Annotated in this window: 16 protein-coding genes; 7 read left to right on the top strand and 9 right to left on the bottom strand. The window is 45.7% G+C overall.

Annotation, left to right across the window (positions count from 1 at the left end; genetic code table 11):
- Nucleotides 1-13: 13 nt before the first annotated feature.
- Complete coding sequence (locus LDO37_RS10755; protein WP_101111305.1) at nt 14-694, bottom strand: DUF3334 family protein; 681 nt, start codon at nt 692-694, stop codon at nt 14-16.
- 220 nt (nt 695-914) lie between these two features.
- On the opposite strand from LDO37_RS10755, the gene ydiJ reads away from it, so the two are divergent.
- On the top strand, nt 915-3,953 hold the full coding sequence (gene ydiJ / locus LDO37_RS10750) for a D-2-hydroxyglutarate dehydrogenase YdiJ (RefSeq protein WP_126607230.1): 3,039 nt from the start codon (nt 915-917) through the stop codon (nt 3,951-3,953).
- A gap of 93 nt (nt 3,954-4,046) precedes the next feature.
- Here ydiJ and LDO37_RS10745 read toward each other — a convergent pair whose 3' ends face one another.
- The gene (locus LDO37_RS10745; RefSeq protein WP_101111307.1) at nt 4,047-4,265 is read right to left on the bottom strand and encodes a hypothetical protein; all 219 of its coding nucleotides are present in this window, start codon (nt 4,263-4,265) and stop codon (nt 4,047-4,049) included.
- A 220-nt stretch (nt 4,266-4,485) separates the two neighbouring features.
- Here LDO37_RS10745 and LDO37_RS10740 point away from each other — a divergent pair, with 220 nt between their 5' ends.
- Nucleotides 4,486-5,016, top strand: coding sequence for a GNAT family N-acetyltransferase (locus LDO37_RS10740; RefSeq protein ID WP_126607231.1), 531 nt, complete (start codon nt 4,486-4,488; stop codon nt 5,014-5,016).
- A gap of 6 nt (nt 5,017-5,022) precedes the next feature.
- On the opposite strand, the gene LDO37_RS10735 is transcribed toward LDO37_RS10740, so the two are convergent.
- From LDO37_RS10735 to hutC, 7 genes are all read right to left on the bottom strand, one after another.
- Nucleotides 5,023-6,048 (bottom strand): GGDEF domain-containing protein, encoded by a 1,026-nt coding sequence (locus tag LDO37_RS10735; RefSeq protein ID WP_126607232.1) that lies wholly within the window; start codon nt 6,046-6,048, stop codon nt 5,023-5,025.
- Nucleotides 6,049-6,279: 231 nt separating this feature from the next.
- Nucleotides 6,280-7,005, bottom strand: a complete 726-nt coding sequence (locus LDO37_RS10730) for a DUF3581 domain-containing protein (RefSeq protein WP_126607233.1) — start codon at nt 7,003-7,005, stop codon at nt 6,280-6,282.
- A gap of 152 nt (nt 7,006-7,157) precedes the next feature.
- Nucleotides 7,158-8,705 (bottom strand): histidine ammonia-lyase, encoded by a 1,548-nt coding sequence (hutH, locus tag LDO37_RS10725; protein ID WP_185829763.1) that lies wholly within the window; start codon nt 8,703-8,705, stop codon nt 7,158-7,160.
- A complete protein-coding gene (gene hutU / locus LDO37_RS10720) occupies nt 8,702-10,384 on the bottom strand; it encodes a urocanate hydratase (protein ID WP_126607234.1) in 1,683 nt (560 codons plus the stop codon). The genes hutH and hutU overlap by 4 nt, the downstream gene beginning before the upstream one ends.
- A gap of 95 nt (nt 10,385-10,479) precedes the next feature.
- Entirely contained in the window at nt 10,480-11,544 is a 1,065-nt protein-coding gene (hutG, locus tag LDO37_RS10715) for a formimidoylglutamase (protein WP_224055193.1), read from the bottom strand.
- Nucleotides 11,537-12,745, bottom strand: coding sequence for an imidazolonepropionase (gene hutI, locus LDO37_RS10710; protein WP_126608479.1), 1,209 nt, complete (start codon nt 12,743-12,745; stop codon nt 11,537-11,539). Before hutI ends, hutG begins: the two co-directional genes overlap by 8 nt.
- A 166-nt stretch (nt 12,746-12,911) precedes the next feature.
- Nucleotides 12,912-13,622, bottom strand: a complete 711-nt coding sequence (hutC, locus tag LDO37_RS10705) for a histidine utilization repressor (protein ID WP_126608478.1) — start codon at nt 13,620-13,622, stop codon at nt 12,912-12,914.
- 302 nt (nt 13,623-13,924) lie between these two features.
- On the opposite strand from hutC, the gene LDO37_RS10700 reads away from it, so the two are divergent.
- The 5 genes from LDO37_RS10700 to LDO37_RS10680 all read left to right on the top strand — a co-directional run bounded on the left by LDO37_RS10700 (nt 13,925) and on the right by LDO37_RS10680 (nt 20,336).
- Complete coding sequence (locus LDO37_RS10700) at nt 13,925-15,280, top strand: ABC transporter substrate-binding protein (protein ID WP_126608477.1); 1,356 nt, start codon at nt 13,925-13,927, stop codon at nt 15,278-15,280.
- A 129-nt stretch (nt 15,281-15,409) separates the two neighbouring features.
- Nucleotides 15,410-16,411, top strand: a complete 1,002-nt coding sequence (locus LDO37_RS10695) for a carbohydrate ABC transporter permease (protein ID WP_126608476.1) — start codon at nt 15,410-15,412, stop codon at nt 16,409-16,411.
- On the top strand, nt 16,411-17,565 hold the full coding sequence (locus LDO37_RS10690; RefSeq protein ID WP_126608475.1) for a carbohydrate ABC transporter permease: 1,155 nt from the start codon (nt 16,411-16,413) through the stop codon (nt 17,563-17,565). Before LDO37_RS10695 ends, LDO37_RS10690 begins: the two co-directional genes overlap by 1 nt.
- A gap of 2 nt (nt 17,566-17,567) precedes the next feature.
- Nucleotides 17,568-19,238: an alpha-amylase family glycosyl hydrolase gene (locus tag LDO37_RS10685; protein ID WP_126608474.1), complete on the top strand. Its 1,671-nt coding sequence runs from the start codon at nt 17,568-17,570 to the stop codon at nt 19,236-19,238.
- Nucleotides 19,239-20,336, top strand: a complete 1,098-nt coding sequence (locus LDO37_RS10680) for an ABC transporter ATP-binding protein (RefSeq protein WP_126608473.1) — start codon at nt 19,239-19,241, stop codon at nt 20,334-20,336. It abuts the gene before it with no gap.
- Nucleotides 20,337-20,421 lie beyond the last annotated feature (85 nt).

Genomic DNA, 20,421 nt, shown 5'->3' with positions numbered 1-20,421 from the left:
GTACGTGTGCTGTTTAGATGCCCAGCTCATCAAGCAAATCGCTCGCAATATCGTCTGAAGGTGGAATGTCTTCCACTTTTGTCGTTGACTTTGCTTGCTCTTGCTCGAGAATATCATCAACGCTAGCTTCATCTTCTGCTTCAAACTCTTCAAGCTGGATAAATTCCGTCTTGTCCATTGCGAGTTCTAAATAGAAGATGTTGTTTTTCTCTGTAGAGAAAGACACACGTCGCGCTTGCGGTCTATCTAAGTTCGTATCAACCGAAAGCATAACCTGCTTGTTAATGGCCAGCATTTTAGGTTGGTTCTGCGTAATGTTGGTTTGCAGTTCTTTACGGATTTTATTCGTAAAGTCACCAACAAGTTGGTTCATCAGTTCACCTAGAACGTCACCGACTTCATCAGAAGTGTGCAAGATGGCGAGCTCTTCTTCTGGCATACCCATGTTACGCATGTAGTTTTGATAGAGCTCTAGCGCAGACTGAGCCGTAAAGTTGATGACTACCAACCCCGAAAACCCACCATCAAACAGTACAAAACATCCAAAATCAGGTTTTAAACTTGTTTTATTGATCTTTTGTACCATAGCTGAGTATGAGATTTTAGAATTCGTAGCAGATTGAAGCACACCAGAAACCGATTGACACAGCTTTAAAAGGATATCTTCTGTTGTAACTATTTTATTTTTTTTCATATGGAATTCGCTTAACAACGATAGGAGAAAATGTTTGCTTGTATTGAAGTGTGGACGAAAAATTCAAAAAAGTAAGCAAACGTTTTAATTTCATGCGTACTTTCTGTTTTTATCAAGCTCTGAAATGTTGTAAAGTGACGAAAATCAAAAAATAAATCGCAATGTCTAAACCACTTTTATCCCGGCTGAACGGATCAGCCACGAGGGAGCAGGAAGCATAATGTTACCAAGACTACAACACCAATCGGATGTTGATCCTTTAGTTAAACAATACCTCGAAGAACTTCAAAGTGCTGGTTTTACAGGCGATATTGAGTCTATGTACTCTAGTCGTTTGGCTGTTGCTACCGATAACAGCGTATACCAGCAGTTGCCTCAAGCCGTTGTTCACCCCAAAACGACAGAAGATGTACAGCTGATTGGACGAATCGGACATCAGCCGGAATATCAAAAAGTGACGTTTTCACCGAGAGGTGCCGGAACAGGGACAAATGGGCAATCTTTAACAAAAGGTATTGTTGTCGACCTTTCTCGTCATATGAACAAAGTGTTGGAAATTAACGAGAAAGAGGGTTGGGTTCGAGTACAAACTGGGATCGTAAAAGATAAGCTGAACGATGTCGTTCGTCCGTACGGCTTTTTCTTTTCCCCTGAACTTTCTACCAGTAACCGTGCGACGCTAGGCGGTATGATCAACACCGATGCCTCTGGGCAAGGTTCGCTCGTGTACGGCAAAACCTCGGATCACGTATTGTCACTTCAGGCTGTTTTTACTGATGGCTCACTCATTGAAAGTGATCTCAGTGATGTAGAACCTGAAGAAGGGACTTTTGCTCATCAAGCGTTATCCGTTACTGAGCAAGTCTGCCGCCAAAAACGTGCAGAAATTGTAGACAAGTTCCCTCCACTCAACCGCTTCTTAACGGGTTATGACTTAAAAAACGCGTTAAATGAGGAAGATGATTCATTTGATTTCACTCGCGTATTGTGTGGAGCGGAAGGGTCTCTTGCCTTTATTACTGAAGCCAAACTTAATCTCACTTTGATTCCGAAAGCCAGAACGCTTGTAAACGTGAAATACAACACGTTTGATTCTGCGCTTAGAAACGCCCCTTTTATGGTTGAAGCAAACGCTCTGTCTGTTGAAACCATCGATTCTCGTGTATTGAATTTAGCGAAGCAGGATATTGTTTGGCATACCGTGAGCGAGTTGCTTACGGACGTTCCTGGCAAAGAAATGCTAGGTATCAACATCGTTGAATTTGCTGGTCAAGATGGTGAGCTGGTCGAGTATCAAGTCTCAAGCCTGACGAGCAAGCTTGACCAAATGTTGGAGCGTGAAGAAGGCGGTATTATTGGGTATCAGGTATGTAACGATCTCGCGAGCATTGGTCGTATTTATGGCATGCGTAAAAAAGCGGTTGGTTTACTCGGTGCGGCAAAAGGGAAAGCAAAACCCGTCGCATTTGCAGAAGATACCTGTGTGCCACCCGAAAACTTAGCGGACTTCATTCAGGAGTTTCGTGAGTTGTTAGACGCTAAAAATTTAAACTACGGAATGTTTGGTCATGTTGATGCTGGCGTACTCCACGTTCGCCCTGCCTTAGATTTATGCGACCCAGAACAAGAAGCGTTGATGCATCAGATTTCTGATGACGTGGTTAAGCTCGTCGCCAAATATGGCGGATTGATGTGGGGTGAGCATGGTAAAGGGTATCGCTCTGAGTACGGTCCTGAGTTTTTTGGAGAGTCACTATTTTTAGAACTTCGCCGAGTAAAAGCCGCGTTTGATCCACTCAATAAAATGAACCCGGGCAAGATATGTACTCCGCTAGGCAGTGACGCCGAATTGGTTCGAGTGACCGACGCCAAACGTGGAATGTATGACAGGCAAATCCCCGTAGAAGTGCGCGATAGCTTTAAGCAGGCAATGGAGTGTAATGGTAACGGATTGTGCTTCAATTACGATACTAGCTCCCCAATGTGCCCATCGATGAAGGTAACAGCGGACCGTCGCCATTCACCTAAAGGTCGGGCAGGAATGGTACGCGAATGGCTTAGGCAGCTGACTGAGCACGGGATTGATATTCTGGATTTAGAACAGCAAACTTTGAAAGGCAGTGCCACGATTAAGACGCTTCTGAACCGAGTAAGAAATACGATTAACAAACGTCATGAGTATGACTTTTCTCATGAAGTATACGAAGCGATGAATGGGTGTTTAGCCTGTAAGGCTTGTGCAAGTCAATGTCCGATAAAAGTGGATGTACCGAGCTTTCGCTCTCGCTTTCTCAATATCTACTACTCTCGATACCAGCGTCCAGCTAAAGATTACTTGGTCGCCAACATTGAAACCATGTTGCCACTGATGGCAAAAATCCCCAAAACCGTGAATTTAGCGTTGAATCAAAAGTGGGTTCAGTCCTTAACGGTGAAAACCGTAGGGTACGTTGATGCTCCATTAATGAGTGTGCCAACGCTCGTTCAGCGCTTAAAGCCTTACGACAGCACGAAGTTTGATTTGAAGTTGCTGAATGGGTTATCAGAGAGTGAGAAGAAAGACTACGTACTCATTGTACAGGACCCTTTCACCAGCTTTTATGATGCTGAAGTGGTTGAAGACTTTGTTCTACTGGTTAGAAAGCTAGGGAAAAAACCTGTGTTATTGCCATTCAAACCCAACGGCAAGGCCCAGCATATAAAAGGTTTTCTTTCTCAGTTTGCCTCGTCGGCTAAGAACACGGCAGATTTTCTTTCACTTGTCGCAGATACGGGCATTCCAATGGTGGGTGTAGATCCTGCGTTAGTGCTTTGTTACCGCGATGAGTACCAAGAAGTATTGGGTGCAAAGAGAGGGGACTTTGATGTACTTACCGTTCACGAATGGCTATTGCCTCGACTGAACGAGCTGAATCTCTCTAAAGGCAATGAAGATAAGCCTTGGTATTTGTTTGCGCACTGCACAGAGAAAACAAAAATGCCGAACGCAGAAAAAGAGTGGGGTGCCATCTTCTCCCATTTTGGCGCTCGATTAAATACGGTTCCTGTTGGGTGTTGTGGTATGGCCGGTACTTTTGGGCACGAAGTCGATAAACTTACTATGTCTAAAGATATCTATGGTCTGAGCTGGGAACCTAAGTTGGATTCTCTTGATAAGAGCCGCTGCCTTGTAACGGGCTACTCTTGTCGAAGCCAAGTGAAGCGATTTGCCAACGAGAAATTGCAACACCCGCTACAGGCTCTACTTACCTTGGTCTAAAGCCCAAACTTATCCGTTCAATAATAGAAAAAGCGAAGCTCAGGCTTCGCTTTTTCATTTTTTCTGGCTTTACTTGTGGTGAGTGAGTCGTCTTTAGGCAGCTTCCGCTTTTGCACGCTCAAACCAAGCTACAACCTGCTGCTTATACTGCTCTCCATAAAGCCTTACAAATTGCCTTGTGTGCTCGTCTTTCTCGGATTGCAAAGCTTGAATTCGCTTTTCAATATAGCTCGGTGTTAGTGAAATGCCGCATTCTACGGTAATACAATGACGCCATTCGGCAAAGTTGCTTGGTATAACAGACGTAGTCATAAATTTAGTCTCAATTGTGTTTTGTTATAACATATCATTTTTGATAAGGTAATGAACATCACTCCTTGTCACTTTGCTAAGAAAGTGTGCAAAACGATGCATTGCCGTTTTGCTATCAATCTCAACAATCTAAAAAATTTATCACTTCAATATTTGTGGTTTTACTGCATAGAGTTCACTATTTGTTTTCATTTGACTCATCCGAATAAAGGTCGTTGCGGTGCAAGATAATCTGTTCACGTTTCCGGTACTCAGCTATTTAGATTGCGAAGATTTGCTGCGTTTTGAACGTGCTAATCGGCAATGGTTTGAAACGTTTATCGATGAAAGACCGGAAGGCTTTTATTGCATGAAAGGCGTAAACCTACACATTCGAGAATGCTTGAAGGATTATCAAAGCATGACGATGCTGCCGACTTTGATAAAGAATGGTCGGGGTGAGATCCTCGGACGTGCAAATCTGCATGGTATTGATTTGAAGAAAGGTGAAGCGTGGGTGGGGTATCGAATTGCTGAACGCTCAAGTGGGCAAGGTCTAGCGACACTGGTGACTCAGCAATTGATTCATTATGCAAAAACCTACCGAGGTTTGAAAACGCTTAGGGCGTACGCCGCAACACAAAATGTCGCTTCCCAAAGAGTGCTTCTTAATAATCAGTTCCAACATACAGGCACAGTTAACGATTTCACCTGCATCAACGGATGTATGATCGACTGCTATGAATACCGACTAAACCTCAACGTACTGTAGTTTGTCTTATCCGGCACATTTTTCTTTGTGGTGCACTATTCTGTTTCGACCGTTGTGTTTCGCGCTGTACAGTGAGAGATCCGCGTTTTTCATCCATTGGCTGATGTTGATGTCTGCATTAGAAGAAGTTATCCCCGCACTGATCGATGCAGACAGATTATTGTGTACACGTAACTCGGACACTTTTTGCCTCAACTTTTCCAATCGAATATAACTGTCTTTCAAGCCTGACTTTCTATACAAAATCAAAAACTCATCGCCCCCTAAGCGAAAAATGAAATCATTGGGGCGTGCCGATTCTTTGAAAACTCTTACCACCGACTGAATCATCTGGTCGCCAACATCATGACCAAACCTATCATTCACTTGTTTGAAGTTGTCGATATCGATAAGCGCAATCGTGGAAGAAAGCCCCGTCTTCTGATGAAGCTCAAGTGCCGTTCCTAAAAACGCATCAAGTTGAGCGCGATTGTATGCTCCCGTCATTGAGTCAGTAATCGAAAGCTCTTTGAATCTGTCTTGCAGATTAAGAAACGAAGTGGTGACAAAAAGAGAAGAGAAAGCAGTGATGGAGAGTGCCCCAACAAGGCGAAGTAGGGCGTAGTGGTCAATGTAGTAATAGCCTGTAATTGCGACACCGATGATCATAATAATATTAAAGATCAGCGATATTCTGGTGGGCATAACAAAGACAACGCATATAGCAATAGGAAACGCCCAATAGGACCCATTGATACCTAGTATTGGGATGGCAAAAATCCCACATGCAACTAATAAGGTTACAGGAAGTAGATAACTGATCATGGGACGCTGCCTGGTGTAAAACCAATACACTTCAAGTAACAGTGAAAGCTCAAAGGTGATCAGTAGTGCAGCATAGACATACTCCCCCAGAACAACATTCTTTATTGAAAATGGCAGAAAGGTGAGCAATGAAACAATGGTAATAAAACGAAGCACCTTGTGATGCTCGTTTAGCTCCAGTAGCCCGTAATTTGACGCCATCCATTCTGGCGTTCTTTTTCTCAGCATACGTAAACCTCATGTCGAGGCAGCACTTCTAACATTGAATCTGTATGTTTGAAGTACCGGAAAGCAATATTATTTTACAAAAGTATAACAAACTCTATCGTAAATGGAGTCAAAGGATTGCACAGAAACTGAGTGGATTGTGAATTAAGGCGACAAACTTGTAATCGAAGGCAAAAATAAGAATCCCGAGCAAAAAACTCGGGATTAAAGATATGGAGCGGGAAATAGAGCTTAAGCGGCTTCGACTTGAGCGGCAATAAAGGCGTCTTTGCGTGCATTAAAACGTTCGACTAAATCATCGACGGCTTCTTTCTCGTAAGGTTTAAGACCAGACGCAACCATGCGTTTCACGCCTTTTCCTACTACTTCACCATTTTCTGTAAAGCGGAAGTTAAGTGTTACCTGTCCGCGCTTGCCTTCAATATCAAACGTTGCACCTGTAAACTCGACGGAAGGTTCAGACAAATCGATACGATTGAACTCGACTTCCATGCTTTCATACATGACGAGTGGACGTTTGCAATTAATCATCATTTGTTTGTCCTCCATGAGAGGCACCATGATGTGAGGAAAGTTCATGCCAGAAAACTGCACGTAAGATTTCGTCAGGCATTCAATGAACTTAGCGTCTGTCGATACATCACCTTCGTGGTGCATGTGCAAATATTCTTTGCCATTTGCATCGACGAGCGCGCTTTCTGTTTCTCCTTTTTCTTCAACAGACAACGCAATGCCTTCCGAAACCATTCCCGAAAAATCGAATCGCATTTTCTGGCTTACGCCTTCCTGGTTCAGCAGAACGGCAAACAACAAATCGCCAGGAACACAGAAGCGCTTGTTATCTTCGTCATGGATTGGGTTGTAGTCGCCCGCCACTTTCTTAGCAAAATGACTTGCTTGCTGGCGAGTGAACTGAAATTGGTTGTCTTGGATTGAGAAGTAAGGTGTTAGAAACATAATTCACGGTTAATTACAAAAACTGGGGCGATTATATCCGACATTTATTGATAAATGGTCTATCCAGTGAAAATTAACCTCCCCGAAGGGAGGTAATCTTATGGTTATGTGCGCAAAAAGACAGTTTGTTCAAAAACCGTTCAAACAGTTTGCTATACCGACGCTAACGTCTTTTCTGGCATCAGGTGGTTGTGAACAGCCAGTTTTAACAATGCGTTGGCTTGTTCAATATCTGGAGCAAAATAACGGTCCTTATCGTAGAAAGACACCTTCTCTCTCAGAATATTCTTTGCCTCTTCTACACGTGGAGAAGACTTCAATGGTGCACGGAAGTCCAAACCTTGCGCTGCCGATAGGTATTCAACAGCGAGGATCCCACGAGTATTTTCTGCCATATCACGTAATCTTCTGCCTGCAAACGTCGCCATAGATACGTGATCTTCTTGGTTAGCTGATGTTGGAAGGCTATCAATTGAAGCTGGGTGGGCTAGGGTTTTGTTTTCACTCGCCAATGCAGCCGACGTTACCTGAGCAATCATAAAGCCAGAGTTTACACCGCCATTATCGACAAGGAAGGGCGGTAGCTTGCTTAGTGCACTGTCGATCAACAACGCCATTCGACGCTCAGATAGGCTGCCTATTTCTGCAATCGCCAGTGCGAGATTATCGGCTGCCATCGCCACAGGTTCTGCGTGGAAGTTGCCTCCCGAAATGATGTCGCCGTCATCTGCAAAGACTAATGGGTTATCAGAAACCGCGTTAGCTTCAACTTGCAGTGTTTCGGCGGAATTGCGAATTTGCTGCATGCATGCTCCCATAACTTGCGGCTGACAGCGCAGCGAATATGGGTCTTGAACTTTTTCACAGTCGGTATGGGATTCGCCGATCTCACTGCTGTTATCCAGTAGATATCGGTACGCTGCCGCGGCATCCATTTGGCTGCGGTGGCCACGAACTCGATGAACACGAGGGTCGAATGGGCGTCGGCTACCTAACGCAGCTTCTACCGACATCGCACCACACACGGTTGCTGAGGCAAATAAATCTTCAGCAGCAAACAGGCCTTCCAACGCAAAAGCGGTTGAAGCTTGTGTACCGTTCAGTAGCGCTAACCCTTCTTTTGGTGCAAGGGTGATAGGTTCTAAACCTGCAATCTTCAGTGCTTCGATACCGGAGATGATCTTGCCATTGTGGCGCGCTTCACCTTCACCGAGCAATACGGTGCTCATGTGCGCCAGTGGTGCCAAGTCGCCAGACGCACCAACCGACCCTTTTTGAGGGACGCACGGGTAAACTTGCGAATTAACAAGCGTGATCAGCGCATTAATGACTTGCAGTCGGATGCCAGAATAGCCACGAGCCAAACTGTTGATTTTCAAAACCATCATTAGGCGAACGGTTTCATCGTGCATCAGTGTGCCGATACCCGCAGCATGAGAAAGTACAATACTCTTTTGCAGCACTTCGAGATCTTCTGGGGCAATACGCGTATTCGCTAAAAGACCAAAACCTGTGTTAATGCCATAAACGACTCGGTTTTCCGCGATCACTTCATTGACCACTTGAGTGCTTGCTTCGATACCCGGAATAGCCGATGGGTCGAGCGATAAGTTGACTGGCGCGCGGCTTACTTGGCGTAGCTGGCTTAAGCTGATGTTTCCTGGGTTTAGTTCTAAATTGATCATTGGTTTCTCACTCATTTCAGGCGGCTTAGTTCTTCGTTTAGCATTGGCAGATCTAATTTCTGCTCTTTCGCACAGTTTTTCGCGATGTCGTACCCTGCATCAGCATGGCGCATTACCCCTGTTGCTGGATCGTTATGTAATACGCGGGCGATACGCTCAGACGCATCATCCGAGCCGTCACAACAGATCACCATACCGGAGTGCTGAGAGAAACCCATTCCCACGCCACCACCGTGGTGAAGCGATACCCAAGTTGCACCACCTGCCGTGTTCAACAAAGCGTTAAGTAGCGGCCAATCCGACACAGCGTCAGAGCCGTCCATCATACCTTCCGTTTCACGGTTAGGGCTGGCAACGGAGCCTGAATCTAAGTGGTCACGCCCGATGACAACAGGCGCTTTTAGCTCACCGTTTTTCACCATTTCATTGAATGCTTGACCAAGACGTTCACGATCTTTCAGACCAACCCAACAGATACGCGCAGGCAAACCTTGAAATTGGATACGTTCACGAGCCATGTCGAGCCAGTTGTGCAAATGTGGGTCATCTGGGATCAGTTCTTTGACTTTTTGATCGGTTTTGTAGATGTCTTCTGGGTCACCAGAAAGGGCTGCCCAACGGAACGGTCCAATACCTTCGCAGAACAAAGGTCGAATGTAAGCAGGAACGAATCCTGGGAAATCAAAGGCATTGTTCACGCCTTCTTCCAGTGCCATTTGACGAATGTTGTTGCCGTAGTCGAGTGTCGCCGCACCTTGGCTTTGCAAATCCAACATCGCTTGAACTTGAATAGCCATAGATTGTTTAGCCGCTTTCACTACACCAGCTTCATCTTCAAGGCGACGCGCTTTGGCTTCTTCCATTGTCCAACCTTGAGGAAGGTAGCCATTGAGCGGGTCGTGTGCCGATGTTTGGTCGGTGACGACATCTGGCGTAATACCTCGCTTAACCAATTCTGGGAAAACATCTGCCGCGTTACCCAATAAACCAACAGAGATAGGCGTGTCTGAGTCTTGAATCATTTGAAGTGCTTCATCAATACTTGTGGCTTTTTTATCAACGTAGCCAGTACGTAGTCGGTAATCGATGCGTGTTTCATCGCATTCTACGGCAAGCATTGAAAAACCGGCCATTGTTGCGGCTAGAGGTTGCGCGCCACCCATACCGCCTAATCCACCAGTGAGTACCCAGCGTCCTTTTGCTTGTCCATCAAAGTGTTTTTTAGCGACCGCAACAAACGTTTCGTAGGTGCCTTGAACAATGCCTTGAGAGCCAATGTAAATCCACGAACCCGCCGTCATTTGCCCGTACATCATCAACCCCTCTTTATCGAGTTCGTTGAAATGTTCCCAGTTTGCCCAATGAGGAACGAGGTTGGAGTTGGCGATTAAAACGCGTGGTGCATTTTTGTGAGTCGGGAATACCCCAACAGGCTTACCGGATTGAACCAGCAACGTTTGATCGTCTTCAAGCCTTTCCAGAACCTCGACAATTTTGTCGTAGCATTCCCAGTTACGAGCCGCACGACCAATGCCACCGTATACAACCAGCGCATGAGGATGCTCAGCAACATCAGGGTCAAGATTGTTCATTAACATACGAAGCGGCGCTTCTGTTAGCCACGATTTCGCACGAAGTTTCGTTCCATGAGGGGCACGAATGGTTCTTGTTGTATCGAGTCTTGGATCCGTCATCGGATACTCCTTTATGAATTCAGGTTATTGGGCAGACTGCCGTGAGCCATAGCTATTTGATGAAAAAAGCTATTTATGGGGCGTTAGCTAAGTTGCTAAGGCTGGTTACGCGACATCGATATCGCAATATCCCAACACAGCCGAGCGGCAAGCCTTGCGGTTTGACCGTCGATATCAAATCTCGGGTTGTATTCCGCAATGTCTGCAATTTTTAGTTTTTTATAGTTATTCAAAATTAATGAAAAATAGGGCGAGATGGTGTCCATACTCACCCCTTTAGCTGCTGGTGCACTGACTCCTGGAGCCGTGGCAGCAGGGAAAACATCCAAATCGATGGTCAGATAAATTACATCGTTTTGGTCGATAAATCGTTGTAACTGAGTCAACTGCTTGGCTAGCGTACCCGCATGCATTTGCGTGTCTTCGACATACCAAACCCCCAAATCGTCCGCGCGCTTAAACAGGGCTTTAGTGTTACTTGCTGCACTCACTCCTAGGCAGGCATAGTTAAATGCCCAGCCTTGTTTTTGGCAGTATTGGTGGATTTGATTAAATGGCGTTCCTGAGCTGGGTTGAATGCTTTCTTTCGCGGTCGTTAATTCAGAGCCGCTAAGTTCAGAGCTATTGAAATCCAAACCGTTAGAATTGAATACTCTCAGGTCAAAGTGAGCATCGAAATTGATTATGCCGACTCGAGGAGGGGAGACGTCTCCGTTGGGATCAGATTGTTCTTTTTGCTTCTGTTCTTTGACTAGAAACTTAGCCAATCCTAAGAAGGAAGCCCAAGCTATTTCATGCCCACCACCCAAGGTAACTGCTGGGGTGTGCTTAAGCGTAGAGGAAAGTACATCTGCCAATGCATGTTGGCTCTGTTCTAGTTGATCGCCTTCGCAAACAACCGTTCCACCATCAAATAACTGGGTGGTTTCGTGCCAAGCCATATTGGCCAGCGCTTCCCGAATTTTGTTTGGTGCCGCTTGTGCTCCGGTTCGACCTTTATTTCTTGCTACACCAGCGTCACACGCGAAGCCTATGATGGTGACGTCGCCTAAGTTTGCATTATTTGGTGTGCCATGACGGATGACATGATGAACCCGATGACCGAGCTCGCCGTCTTCTATGTCGTTTCGACCTTGCCAATCAAACCTTTGTTTAGACATGAATCCATTCTCCGTTGACGATACGAGCATGTAAGTGCTGAATACCAACTTGATAACTCAGGTCGGCTGGGTGTTCGATGTTCCATACAGCGAAATCTGCATCATAACCGACTTGTATTTTGCCTTTTCGATCTTGTAAACCTAACGCTTGAGCAGCGTTAACAGTGACTCCTCTTAACGTTTCCTCCGGCGTTAAATTGAATAAGGTACAGGCCATATTCATCATGAGTGTCAAGCTGGCAAATGGGGAGGTGCCGGGGTTTATATCGGTTGAAACTGCCATAGGAACGTGGTGTTGTCGCAGTAAATCAATAGGTGGTTTCTGAGTTTCACGCAGGAAATAAAACGCGCCGGGCAGCAAAGTAGCGATACATCCGGCGTTTGCTACCGCTTTTACTCCGGCTTCATCTAGATACTCTATGTGGTCTACCGAAAGTGCGCCATGCTGCGCCGCCAACGCGCTGCCACCTAAGTTACATAGCTGCTCGGTGTGCCCTTTGACTTTAAGCCCGTGCTTTTTGGCACTTTTAAAAACGCGCTCAGTTTGCGCTAGGCTAAAACCAATGGATTCACAAAAAACATCCACCGCTGATACCAACCCTTCAGTTGCCGCTGCCGGAATAATCTGGTTACAAACCAAGTCGATGTACGCATCGGGATTGTCACGGTATTCAGGAGGGACAGCATGGGCGGCGAGTAATGTTGTCTCTACATGCACGTCGTACTGTTCACCCAGTAACTTAGCGGCACGCAGCATTTTAAGTTCGTCGTCCAGTGTCAGACCATAGCCAGACTTAATTTCGATCGCGGTAACACCAGAATTCAATAATGCTTCCATTCTTGGGCGAGAAAGCTCAACTAACTCTTCAATACTTGCTGCTCGGGTGGCTTTCACAGTCGAAAGAATGCCTCCCCCTTGTTTGGCGATTTCTTCGTAAGGCACACCCGTTAAACGCATTTCGAATTCGTTAGCTCGATTGCCGGCATATACCAAGTGGGTATGGCAGTCGATAAGGCCAGGTGTCACTAATTTATTTTGACAATCGATCGTGTCGGATTCGGGCACCTGCGCTGAGATTGAATCGCCAATAGCGTCGATTTTTCCATCTCTGATCAGTACTGACGTTGAGGGTGAAACGGTGTAACCCTGTGTGCCAGCCACCATAGTGACCAATCTCGCGTTAATGAGTTTCCGAAGCATGATTTCATCTTTTGAATTTAAATGTATATACAAATAAATAGATGAATTAAGAAAACGGAGCAAGAGAGATGTTAGAAAAGTGTGATCATGGGAGTGAATTTGATGTGCTCAAACCGAAATATCTGAGCACATTAAGGAGGTTGTTTGGGGGCGGATTATAGTGCCGCTAAATATCGATTTTAGAGCTTAGTTTATAGCGGGTTCCCGGATGATAAAGCTGGGCAGAGCTGACTAGCTTATCACCGCTCCACGTTCTTCTATTCAGCAATAAACATGGCTCGTAGTTTTTCAGTTCTAGCGCGTCCCTTATGGTTACTTCGGGGTTAATCGCTTCTACCGTGTGTTCAATTGCACTCAGTGGGCAGTTATCGGATAGATATTGGTTTGGCGTGATGGTTGAAAAATCCTGCTTGAGGTAGTTAGGGGCATAAGCGGCGTTTACCCAACGCACTTCAAGCTGAATGGGTGTTTTGTCTTCAAAGTGAATAATTTCACTGTAAAAAACGTCGCTACCTAACATAACGCCTAGCTTTATGGCTGTTGTGTCGTCTGCTTTAAGGGCTTTCTGAGTTAGTACTTGGCTGTGATATTGCTTCCCACGAGAAGACACTTCTTCGGCAATATTGCGAATATCGAGCAGGGGGGATTCGGCTTTCTCTTCTAGAGCACATACAAACGTACCTAAGCGAGGTGTGCGTTTCAGCTTACCTTCAGACACCAAATCTCGAATGGCTTTGTTTACTGTCATTCGGCTCACTTCAAATTGCTCTGTGAGTTCGAGTTCAGTCGCGATTCTGTGACCTACAGGCCAATCACCTGAATCAATTTTTTCCTGAATGTATCGTTTGATTTGTATATATAGCGGAGCGCCTGTCATGACTACTTTTGTCCTTTTTTGGCTATACAAATGATGCGCAATTTCCATTCAGATAGCAAGTCAGCAACCTCACACTTTTTAACTATAGCGAGTCTACCGTACGCCAAATGTATCGAAATTGAGACTCAAATAAGTGTTCAAAATTCGATCGAAATCACGCTTTAAATCAACTTAAACGTTTAAGGTTAATTAAATGTTAAGAAAAAAGCTTCTGACCTCGCCTTCTAATTTTTCCCTTTTAGGTAATGAGCTGGCTTTCTAGACATCAACTACGCTGAAAACACGTTAAGAGGGAACTTTAAATGAAACGCTACCAAGTCCAGTTACTCGCTACCGCAGTCGCGGCATCATTGTCTACAAGTGTATGGTCGCAAGATCTACTTTTTCCAGAAGGAGAAGGGTATTTCTCTTGGGATAACCTCAAAGCTTTTGAAGGGCTTAATCTAAAAGGGAAAACGGTAACGATGGCGGGACCTTTTTTGGCTCCGGAAGACACCAAAATACGTAATGTACTCGCCTATTTTGAAAAAGCGACGGGCGTGGAAGTCCAATATTCAGGCTCGGATGGCTTTGAACAACAAATCGTGATTGATACTCAAGCAGGTAGCCCGCCGAATATTGCCGCGTTCCCTCAACCGGGGTTGGCAGCGGATTTGGCGTCTAAAAACTTGTTGGTGCCATTAGGCGATAAGTATTCAGACTATGTTAAAGAAAATTACGCAGCAGGTAATTCCTGGGTTGATCTGGGGACTTATAAAAATAAGGAAGGAAAAGAAGAGTTTTATGGGATCTTCTATAAAACCGACATCAAGTCGTTGGTTTGGTACTCCCCAGATAACTTTGAAGATGCAGGATATGAAACACCCAATTCAATGGAAGAGTTGTTAGCGTTAACGGAACAAATGGCAAAAGACGGCAATACTCCTTGGTGTATTGGGCTTGGATCTGGTGGAGCGACAGGCTGGCCGGCGACCGATTGGGTGGAAGATCTACTGTTAAGAACCCAAAAACCTGAAGTGTACGACGGCTGGGTAAACAACAGCATTAAATTTAGCGACCCACGCATTATTGACGCCATCGAGAAGTTTGGAACATTTGCACTGAACGACAAATACGTGGCTGGTGGAAGCGCTTCCGTCGGTACAACGGATTTCCGCGACAGCCCTAAAGGCTTGTTCACCGTGCCAGCTAAATGTTTCATGCATCACCAAGCAAGCTTCATCCCAGCGTTTTTCCCTAAAGGAACAGTTGTAGGGGAAGATGCCGATTTCTTTTATTTCCCTTCTTATGAATCCAAAGACTTGGGTAACCCTGTTTTAGGTGCCGGTGTGGCTTACGCGGTCACAAAAGATTCTGCAGCGACTCGCGCTGTGATGGATTACTTGCTGACTCCATTGGCGAATGAACTTTGGATGGCACAGGGTGGGTTCCTGTCGGCACACAAAGGCGTCAATGTCGCGACGTATGAAAACGACGCACAGAGAAAACAAGGTGAAATCCTTCTTAATGCGACCACTTTCCGATTCGATGGTTCTGACTTAATGCCGGGTGCTGTAGGTGCAGGTTCCTTCTGGACGGGCATGGTGGACTACGTAGGTGGAGAGTCCGCTGAGAAAGTCACTAAGTCTATTCAGAAAAGCTGGGACGACATTAAGTAAAGCGACTATTCCAATAAAGTCAGTAGGTCAACAGACCTAGGTTAGCGACAAAGTGTCGCTAACTGTCAATAAGGGCGTGGTAATGAGCTTCGCCCTAACCATTCAATTTCTATGTTATGGAGAACGATTTTGATCGATCAACTCCTAGATTCTCTGTTTGCCATGCTTGTTGCAGTAATAGCATCGATTGCTTTTTACTACACCGCGTATTTTGGCTTAGAGAAAGCTTTATCCAGTAAGCACTTACAAGGCGAGGCAAAGAGAAAAAAGGATCAGCTTAGGCTTAAGCTGCAACCCTTTATTTTTGTTGGTCCTGCTTTGCTATTGTTGCTTATATTTCTTGTTTATCCCGTTGTGGAAACCTTGCGTTTATCTATGTATGACCGCACGGCCACGGACTTTGTCGGGTTGAGTAATTACAGCTGGGCATTCGGGGATGAAGAATTCTCTCAAGCCATTCTAAACAACCTACTTTGGTTGATATTAGTGCCTACGCTAAGCACGTTTTTTGGCTTGGTGATTGCCTACCTTTCCGACCGAATCTGGTGGGGGCAGGTAGCCAAGACATTAATTTTCTTACCTATGGCTATTTCATTTGTTGGTGCCAGCGTCATTTGGCGATTTGTATACGACTACCGAGGCGCCGACAGCGACCAAATTGGGCTATTGAATGCCATCGTGGTGGCGTTAGGGGGAGAACCTCAAGCGTGGATCGCCTTACCATTTTGGAACAACATTTTGCTCATGGTCATTCTTATCTGGATTCAAACCGGATTCGCCATGGTGCTGTTAGGTGCGGCAATGAGAGGCGTGTCTGAGGAAGTACTCGAAGCAGCAAAACTGGATGGTGCGAACGATTTTCAAATTTTTGTCAAAATTCTGGTGCCTCAAATTATACCGACCATCTTAGTCGTGTGGACCACCATTACCATTCTTGTTCTCAAGGTCTTCGACATCGTTCTTACCATGACCAACGGTCAGTGGGATACCGAAGTGATGGCCAACCTCATGTTCGATTGGATGTTCAGAGGTGGAGGGGATTTCGGCAAAGGAAGTGCGATAGCCGTTGTTCTTATGGTAGCGGTCATTCCCGTTATGTTGTGGAACATTAAGAAGGCAAGGGAAGAGTGATGGAAAGAAACAAAAAAAAGCTGTCTGCAGGTACGCTTTTTAAACATGGCCTGATCTTGTTCTTCGTGCTGGCGTGGACTTTACCAACGTTGGGATTGTTGGTGAGCTCAGTGCGCGACAAAGACCAGCTTGCGATCAGCGGTTGGTGGACAGCCATGGTCACCACAGAACGAAATGAAGTGGTTAGAACCGGGAAGAAAGGCAGTGCCATCCGAGACGGTGACCAATATGTCATTGCAGGTAATTTGTTTGAAGAAAATTCAGGAAGAACCGTAGACAGCTGGGGTGAACGGGTGAAAGAAATCGACAAACATCAACCCGGTGAGGCTGTTGAGTTGAAAAACGGCAGCGTATTAACCGTAATGGAAAATGGTGAATATCGCTGGGAATCCGATGCGCCATTTACACATAAAAGAGGCAAACGGATTTTCCATGTGGCAAACATTCCACCTCGATTTACCTTTGAAAACTACATAGAGGTACTGGCTTCGGAAGGGGTAGGACAAGCTTTTGTTAACTCACTGACGGTGACCATACCGGCTACGTTTATTCCCATTATGATCGCGGCATTTGCTGCCTACGGATTAGCGTGGATGGATTTTAGAGGCAAAAGCATCATGTTAGCCATCATTGTTGGCTTATTGGTTGTGCCATTACAAATGTCGTTGATTCCGGTGCTTAGGTTGTACAACGAAGTCGGGAGCTTTTTCGACGTGGCGACCAAATCGTATCCCGGTGTTTGGCTTGCCCATACAGGGTTTGGGCTACCGCTGGCGATTTATCTGTTGCGGAATTATATGGCGGGTTTGCCAAAAGAAATCATGGAATCGTCGCGCATGGACGGAGCCAATCACTTTCAAACCTTTATCAAAGTGGTACTGCCGCTTTCATTACCCGCACTGGCATCGTTCGCTATTTTCCAATTCTTATGGGTATGGAATGACTTGCTAGTGGCCATGGTGTACCTCGGAAATAGTGGTGACAAGATTGTGCTCACGGCGCAACTTCGTGAACTGCTGGGATCACGTGGGGATAACTGGGAAATTTTAACGAGTGGTGCGTTCATAACGATCATCGTACCGCTTGTCGTATTTTTATCGTTACAACGATATTTTGTTCGCGGATTGCTGTCCGGTTCGGTTAAGGGAGGATAATCATGGAAAATTCAAACATAGAATGGTGGCGCGGAGGGGTGATCTATCAGATCTATCCACGCAGTTACATGGACAGCAACGGTGATGGTATTGGCGACTTAAATGGGATAACCAGCAAGTTGCCCTACATTGCAAGCTTAGGGGTAGATGCGATTTGGCTATCGCCCATTTTTGCATCGCCCATGGATGATTTTGGTTATGACATTGCCAACTACGTCGAAATCGATCCGATGTTCGGCACGTTGGCCGATTTCAAAACATTGTTGGATGAAGCGCATAAGCTGGGGCTTAAGGTAATTGTGGATCAAGTGTATAGCCACAGCAGCGACCAGCATGCATGGTTTAAAGAAAGCCGACAAGACAATACCAATCCCAAAGCCGATTGGTATGTATGGGCTGACGCTAAAGAAGACGGCACACCACCGAACAACTGGCTCAGTATTTTTGGGGGTTCGGCATGGCAGTGGGATAGCCGTCGTCAGCAGTACTACCAGCACAACTTTTTAACCTCGCAACCTGATCTGAACTTCCATAACTCAGAGGTTCAGCAAGCCACCTTAGATACAGCGAAGTTCTGGATGGACTTGGGGGTGGACGGGTTCCGGTTAGATGTGGTGAATATGTTTTTCCACGACCAACAGCTCAGAGACAATCCACCCGTGAGAAAACCGGAACAGCAGTTTGTGGGGACAGATAAGAAAAACCCATTCAGTTATCAATATCACTGTCACCAACTGACACAGCCTGAAAATCTGGAATTTTTGAAGAAACTGCGAGCGGTTTTGGATGAGTACCCTGATCGCTTTACCGTCGGTGAAATTGGCGCACCTGAAGGGTTAAAAGTGATGGCGTCTTACACGTCTAATGGCGACAAATTGCACTCCGCTTACACGTTCGAGTTATTGGGTGAAGATCATACTTCGGCGTATATAAAAGATACGCTTGAACGCGTTGAAGAAAATTTAGGGTCGGGGTGGCCTTGCTTCGCATTGAGTAATCACGATGTCGTTCGCAGCGTTTCTCGTTGGGGCACGGATAAGCAAGGCAACGTGCTGGACCGAGAAGCGTTAGCCAAAGCCAGCTTAGTCTTTTTACTCAGCTTAAGAGGAAGCGCTTGCATCTATCAGGGTGAGGAGCTGGGTTTACCAGAAGCGACGGTAGGGTTTGATGATCTTCAAGACCCGTTTGGCATTGAATTTTGGCCTGATTTCAAGGGGCGAGATGGCTGCCGAACCCCGATGGTTTGGAATAGCGATGGCGGGTTTAGCCAAAATGCTGAAACGTGGCTGCCGATAGAAACAGCACATTTGGCATTAAATCCAGAACTGCAGCAACAGAAAGAAAATTCAGTACTGCGCTTCGTGCAACGTTTCATTGCGTGGCGAAAAACACAGCCAACACTAAAAACGGGTCAGTTTAAATGGCATCAACTGCACGCGGATCTAATGAGTTTTGAACGATTTGAAAATGACACCCGCTTATTCGTCGTTTTGAACCTGACTGGCAACGACGTTGTCATCGAAAGCTTAAGCGAAAAAGGGATTGATATCGCTTCTGTTGAAGACATCGGTTTACCGCATACGCTTTTGAATGATCAGTTAAGCGTGCCTTCGGCTGGTGGCTTAATTGCAAAGCTGGGTAAGTTAGCGGCTTCTGGGAATGAGGGAAAATAAATGGCATCGGTAACATTTAAAAATGTCAAAAAAGACTACAGCGGCACTCAGGTTGTTAAAGGATTTGACCTAGAGATCAGAGATGGTGAATTTGTTGTACTGCTTGGGTCTTCAGGTTGTGGTAAATCGACCACATTAAGAATGGTGGCAGGGCTAGAAGACATCAGCAGCGGAGAGATTTATCTTGATGATGTCTGCATTAACGATGTAGACCCGAAAGATCGCGATCTCGCTATGGTATTTCAAAGCTACGCCCTCTATCCCCATATGTCGGTGTACGACAATATCGCGTTTTCATTACAGCTGAAGAAAATGCCGAAAGACGCCATCGACAAACGTGTTGAATGGGCAGCGGATTTACTGGAGCTGACGCCATTACTCGAACGAAAACCCAAAGCGCTATCTGGTGGTCAACGCCAGCGTGTAGCGATGGGGAGAGCCATGGTTCGAACACCCAAGTTGTTTTTGTTTGATGAGCCATTGTCGAACTTAGACGCCAAGTTAAGGGGGCAAATGCGCGCAGAAATTAAAGGGTTGCACAGGGAACTTGAAACCACAACGATTTACGTTACCCACGATCAAGTAGAAGCAATGACGTTGGCAGATAGAATCGTCATCATGGAAAAAGGGATTATTGCTCAGATCGGCTCCCCCAAGGAAGTCTTTAATCGCCCCGTGAACAAGTTTGTCGCAGGCTTTATCGGGAACCCAAGTATGAACATGATCGATACCATTGTTCAGCAAGAAAACGAGACGGCAGTGTTTCCTTTGAACGGAGAAAAGGTTCCTGTTCCAGATGATTTTGAACGTCCTGCCAAAGGCAGTAAAGTGACCTTGGGGCTTCGTCCAACCGACATTCACTTGAAACCGGAGTTTGTAGGGCACACCAACTATGCCACAGTACAATGCAAGCTAGTGGATTACGAACTGTTGGGAGCGAGCATGTTGATCCGTGCTGAAATTGGCGACCAACCATTGTCTTTAGAAGTTCCTGCGGATGATGATTTTTCTTCAGAAAATAGCCATTTCACTGGGTATCTCGATCTGAACGCAATCCATTTGTTTGACTCAGAAAAAGGACAAACATTACGGAAGTAAACTGATAATCTATATGGTTCACATGCAAAAGTGACACTTAAAGGGGAAGCGACCCATTGGGTAACGGGACGCTTTCTGCTTTGGA

The organism is Vibrio penaeicida (assembly GCF_019977755.1).
Taxonomy (GTDB): Bacteria; Pseudomonadota; Gammaproteobacteria; order Enterobacterales; family Vibrionaceae; genus Vibrio; species Vibrio penaeicida.
This window is presented reverse-complemented; position numbering and strand designations above follow the sequence as displayed.

Excerpts from the sequence above, each read along its gene's own strand:
- LDO37_RS10745 (WP_101111307.1), bottom strand. The coding sequence starts at position 4,265 with ATGACTACGTCTGTTATACCAAGCAACTTTGCCGAATGGCGTCATTGT.
- LDO37_RS10685 (WP_126608474.1), top strand. The coding sequence starts at position 17,568 with ATGGAAAATTCAAACATAGAATGGTGGCGCGGAGGGGTGATCTATCAG.
- ydiJ (WP_126607230.1), top strand. The coding sequence starts at position 915 with ATGTTACCAAGACTACAACACCAATCGGATGTTGATCCTTTAGTTAAA.
- LDO37_RS10755 (WP_101111305.1), bottom strand. The coding sequence starts at position 694 with ATGAAAAAAAATAAAATAGTTACAACAGAAGATATCCTTTTAAAGCTG.
- hutC (WP_126608478.1), bottom strand. The coding sequence starts at position 13,622 with ATGACAGGCGCTCCGCTATATATACAAATCAAACGATACATTCAGGAA.
- LDO37_RS10700 (WP_126608477.1), top strand. The coding sequence starts at position 13,925 with ATGAAACGCTACCAAGTCCAGTTACTCGCTACCGCAGTCGCGGCATCA.
- LDO37_RS10735 (WP_126607232.1), bottom strand. The coding sequence starts at position 6,048 with ATGCTGAGAAAAAGAACGCCAGAATGGATGGCGTCAAATTACGGGCTA.
- hutI (WP_126608479.1), bottom strand. The coding sequence starts at position 12,745 with ATGCTTCGGAAACTCATTAACGCGAGATTGGTCACTATGGTGGCTGGC.
- LDO37_RS10730 (WP_126607233.1), bottom strand. The coding sequence starts at position 7,005 with ATGTTTCTAACACCTTACTTCTCAATCCAAGACAACCAATTTCAGTTC.
- LDO37_RS10680 (WP_126608473.1), top strand. The coding sequence starts at position 19,239 with ATGGCATCGGTAACATTTAAAAATGTCAAAAAAGACTACAGCGGCACT.
- hutG (WP_224055193.1), bottom strand. The coding sequence starts at position 11,544 with ATGTCTAAACAAAGGTTTGATTGGCAAGGTCGAAACGACATAGAAGAC.
- hutH (WP_185829763.1), bottom strand. The coding sequence starts at position 8,705 with ATGAGTGAGAAACCAATGATCAATTTAGAACTAAACCCAGGAAACATC.
- LDO37_RS10690 (WP_126608475.1), top strand. The coding sequence starts at position 16,411 with ATGGAAAGAAACAAAAAAAAGCTGTCTGCAGGTACGCTTTTTAAACAT.
- hutU (WP_126607234.1), bottom strand. The coding sequence starts at position 10,384 with ATGACGGATCCAAGACTCGATACAACAAGAACCATTCGTGCCCCTCAT.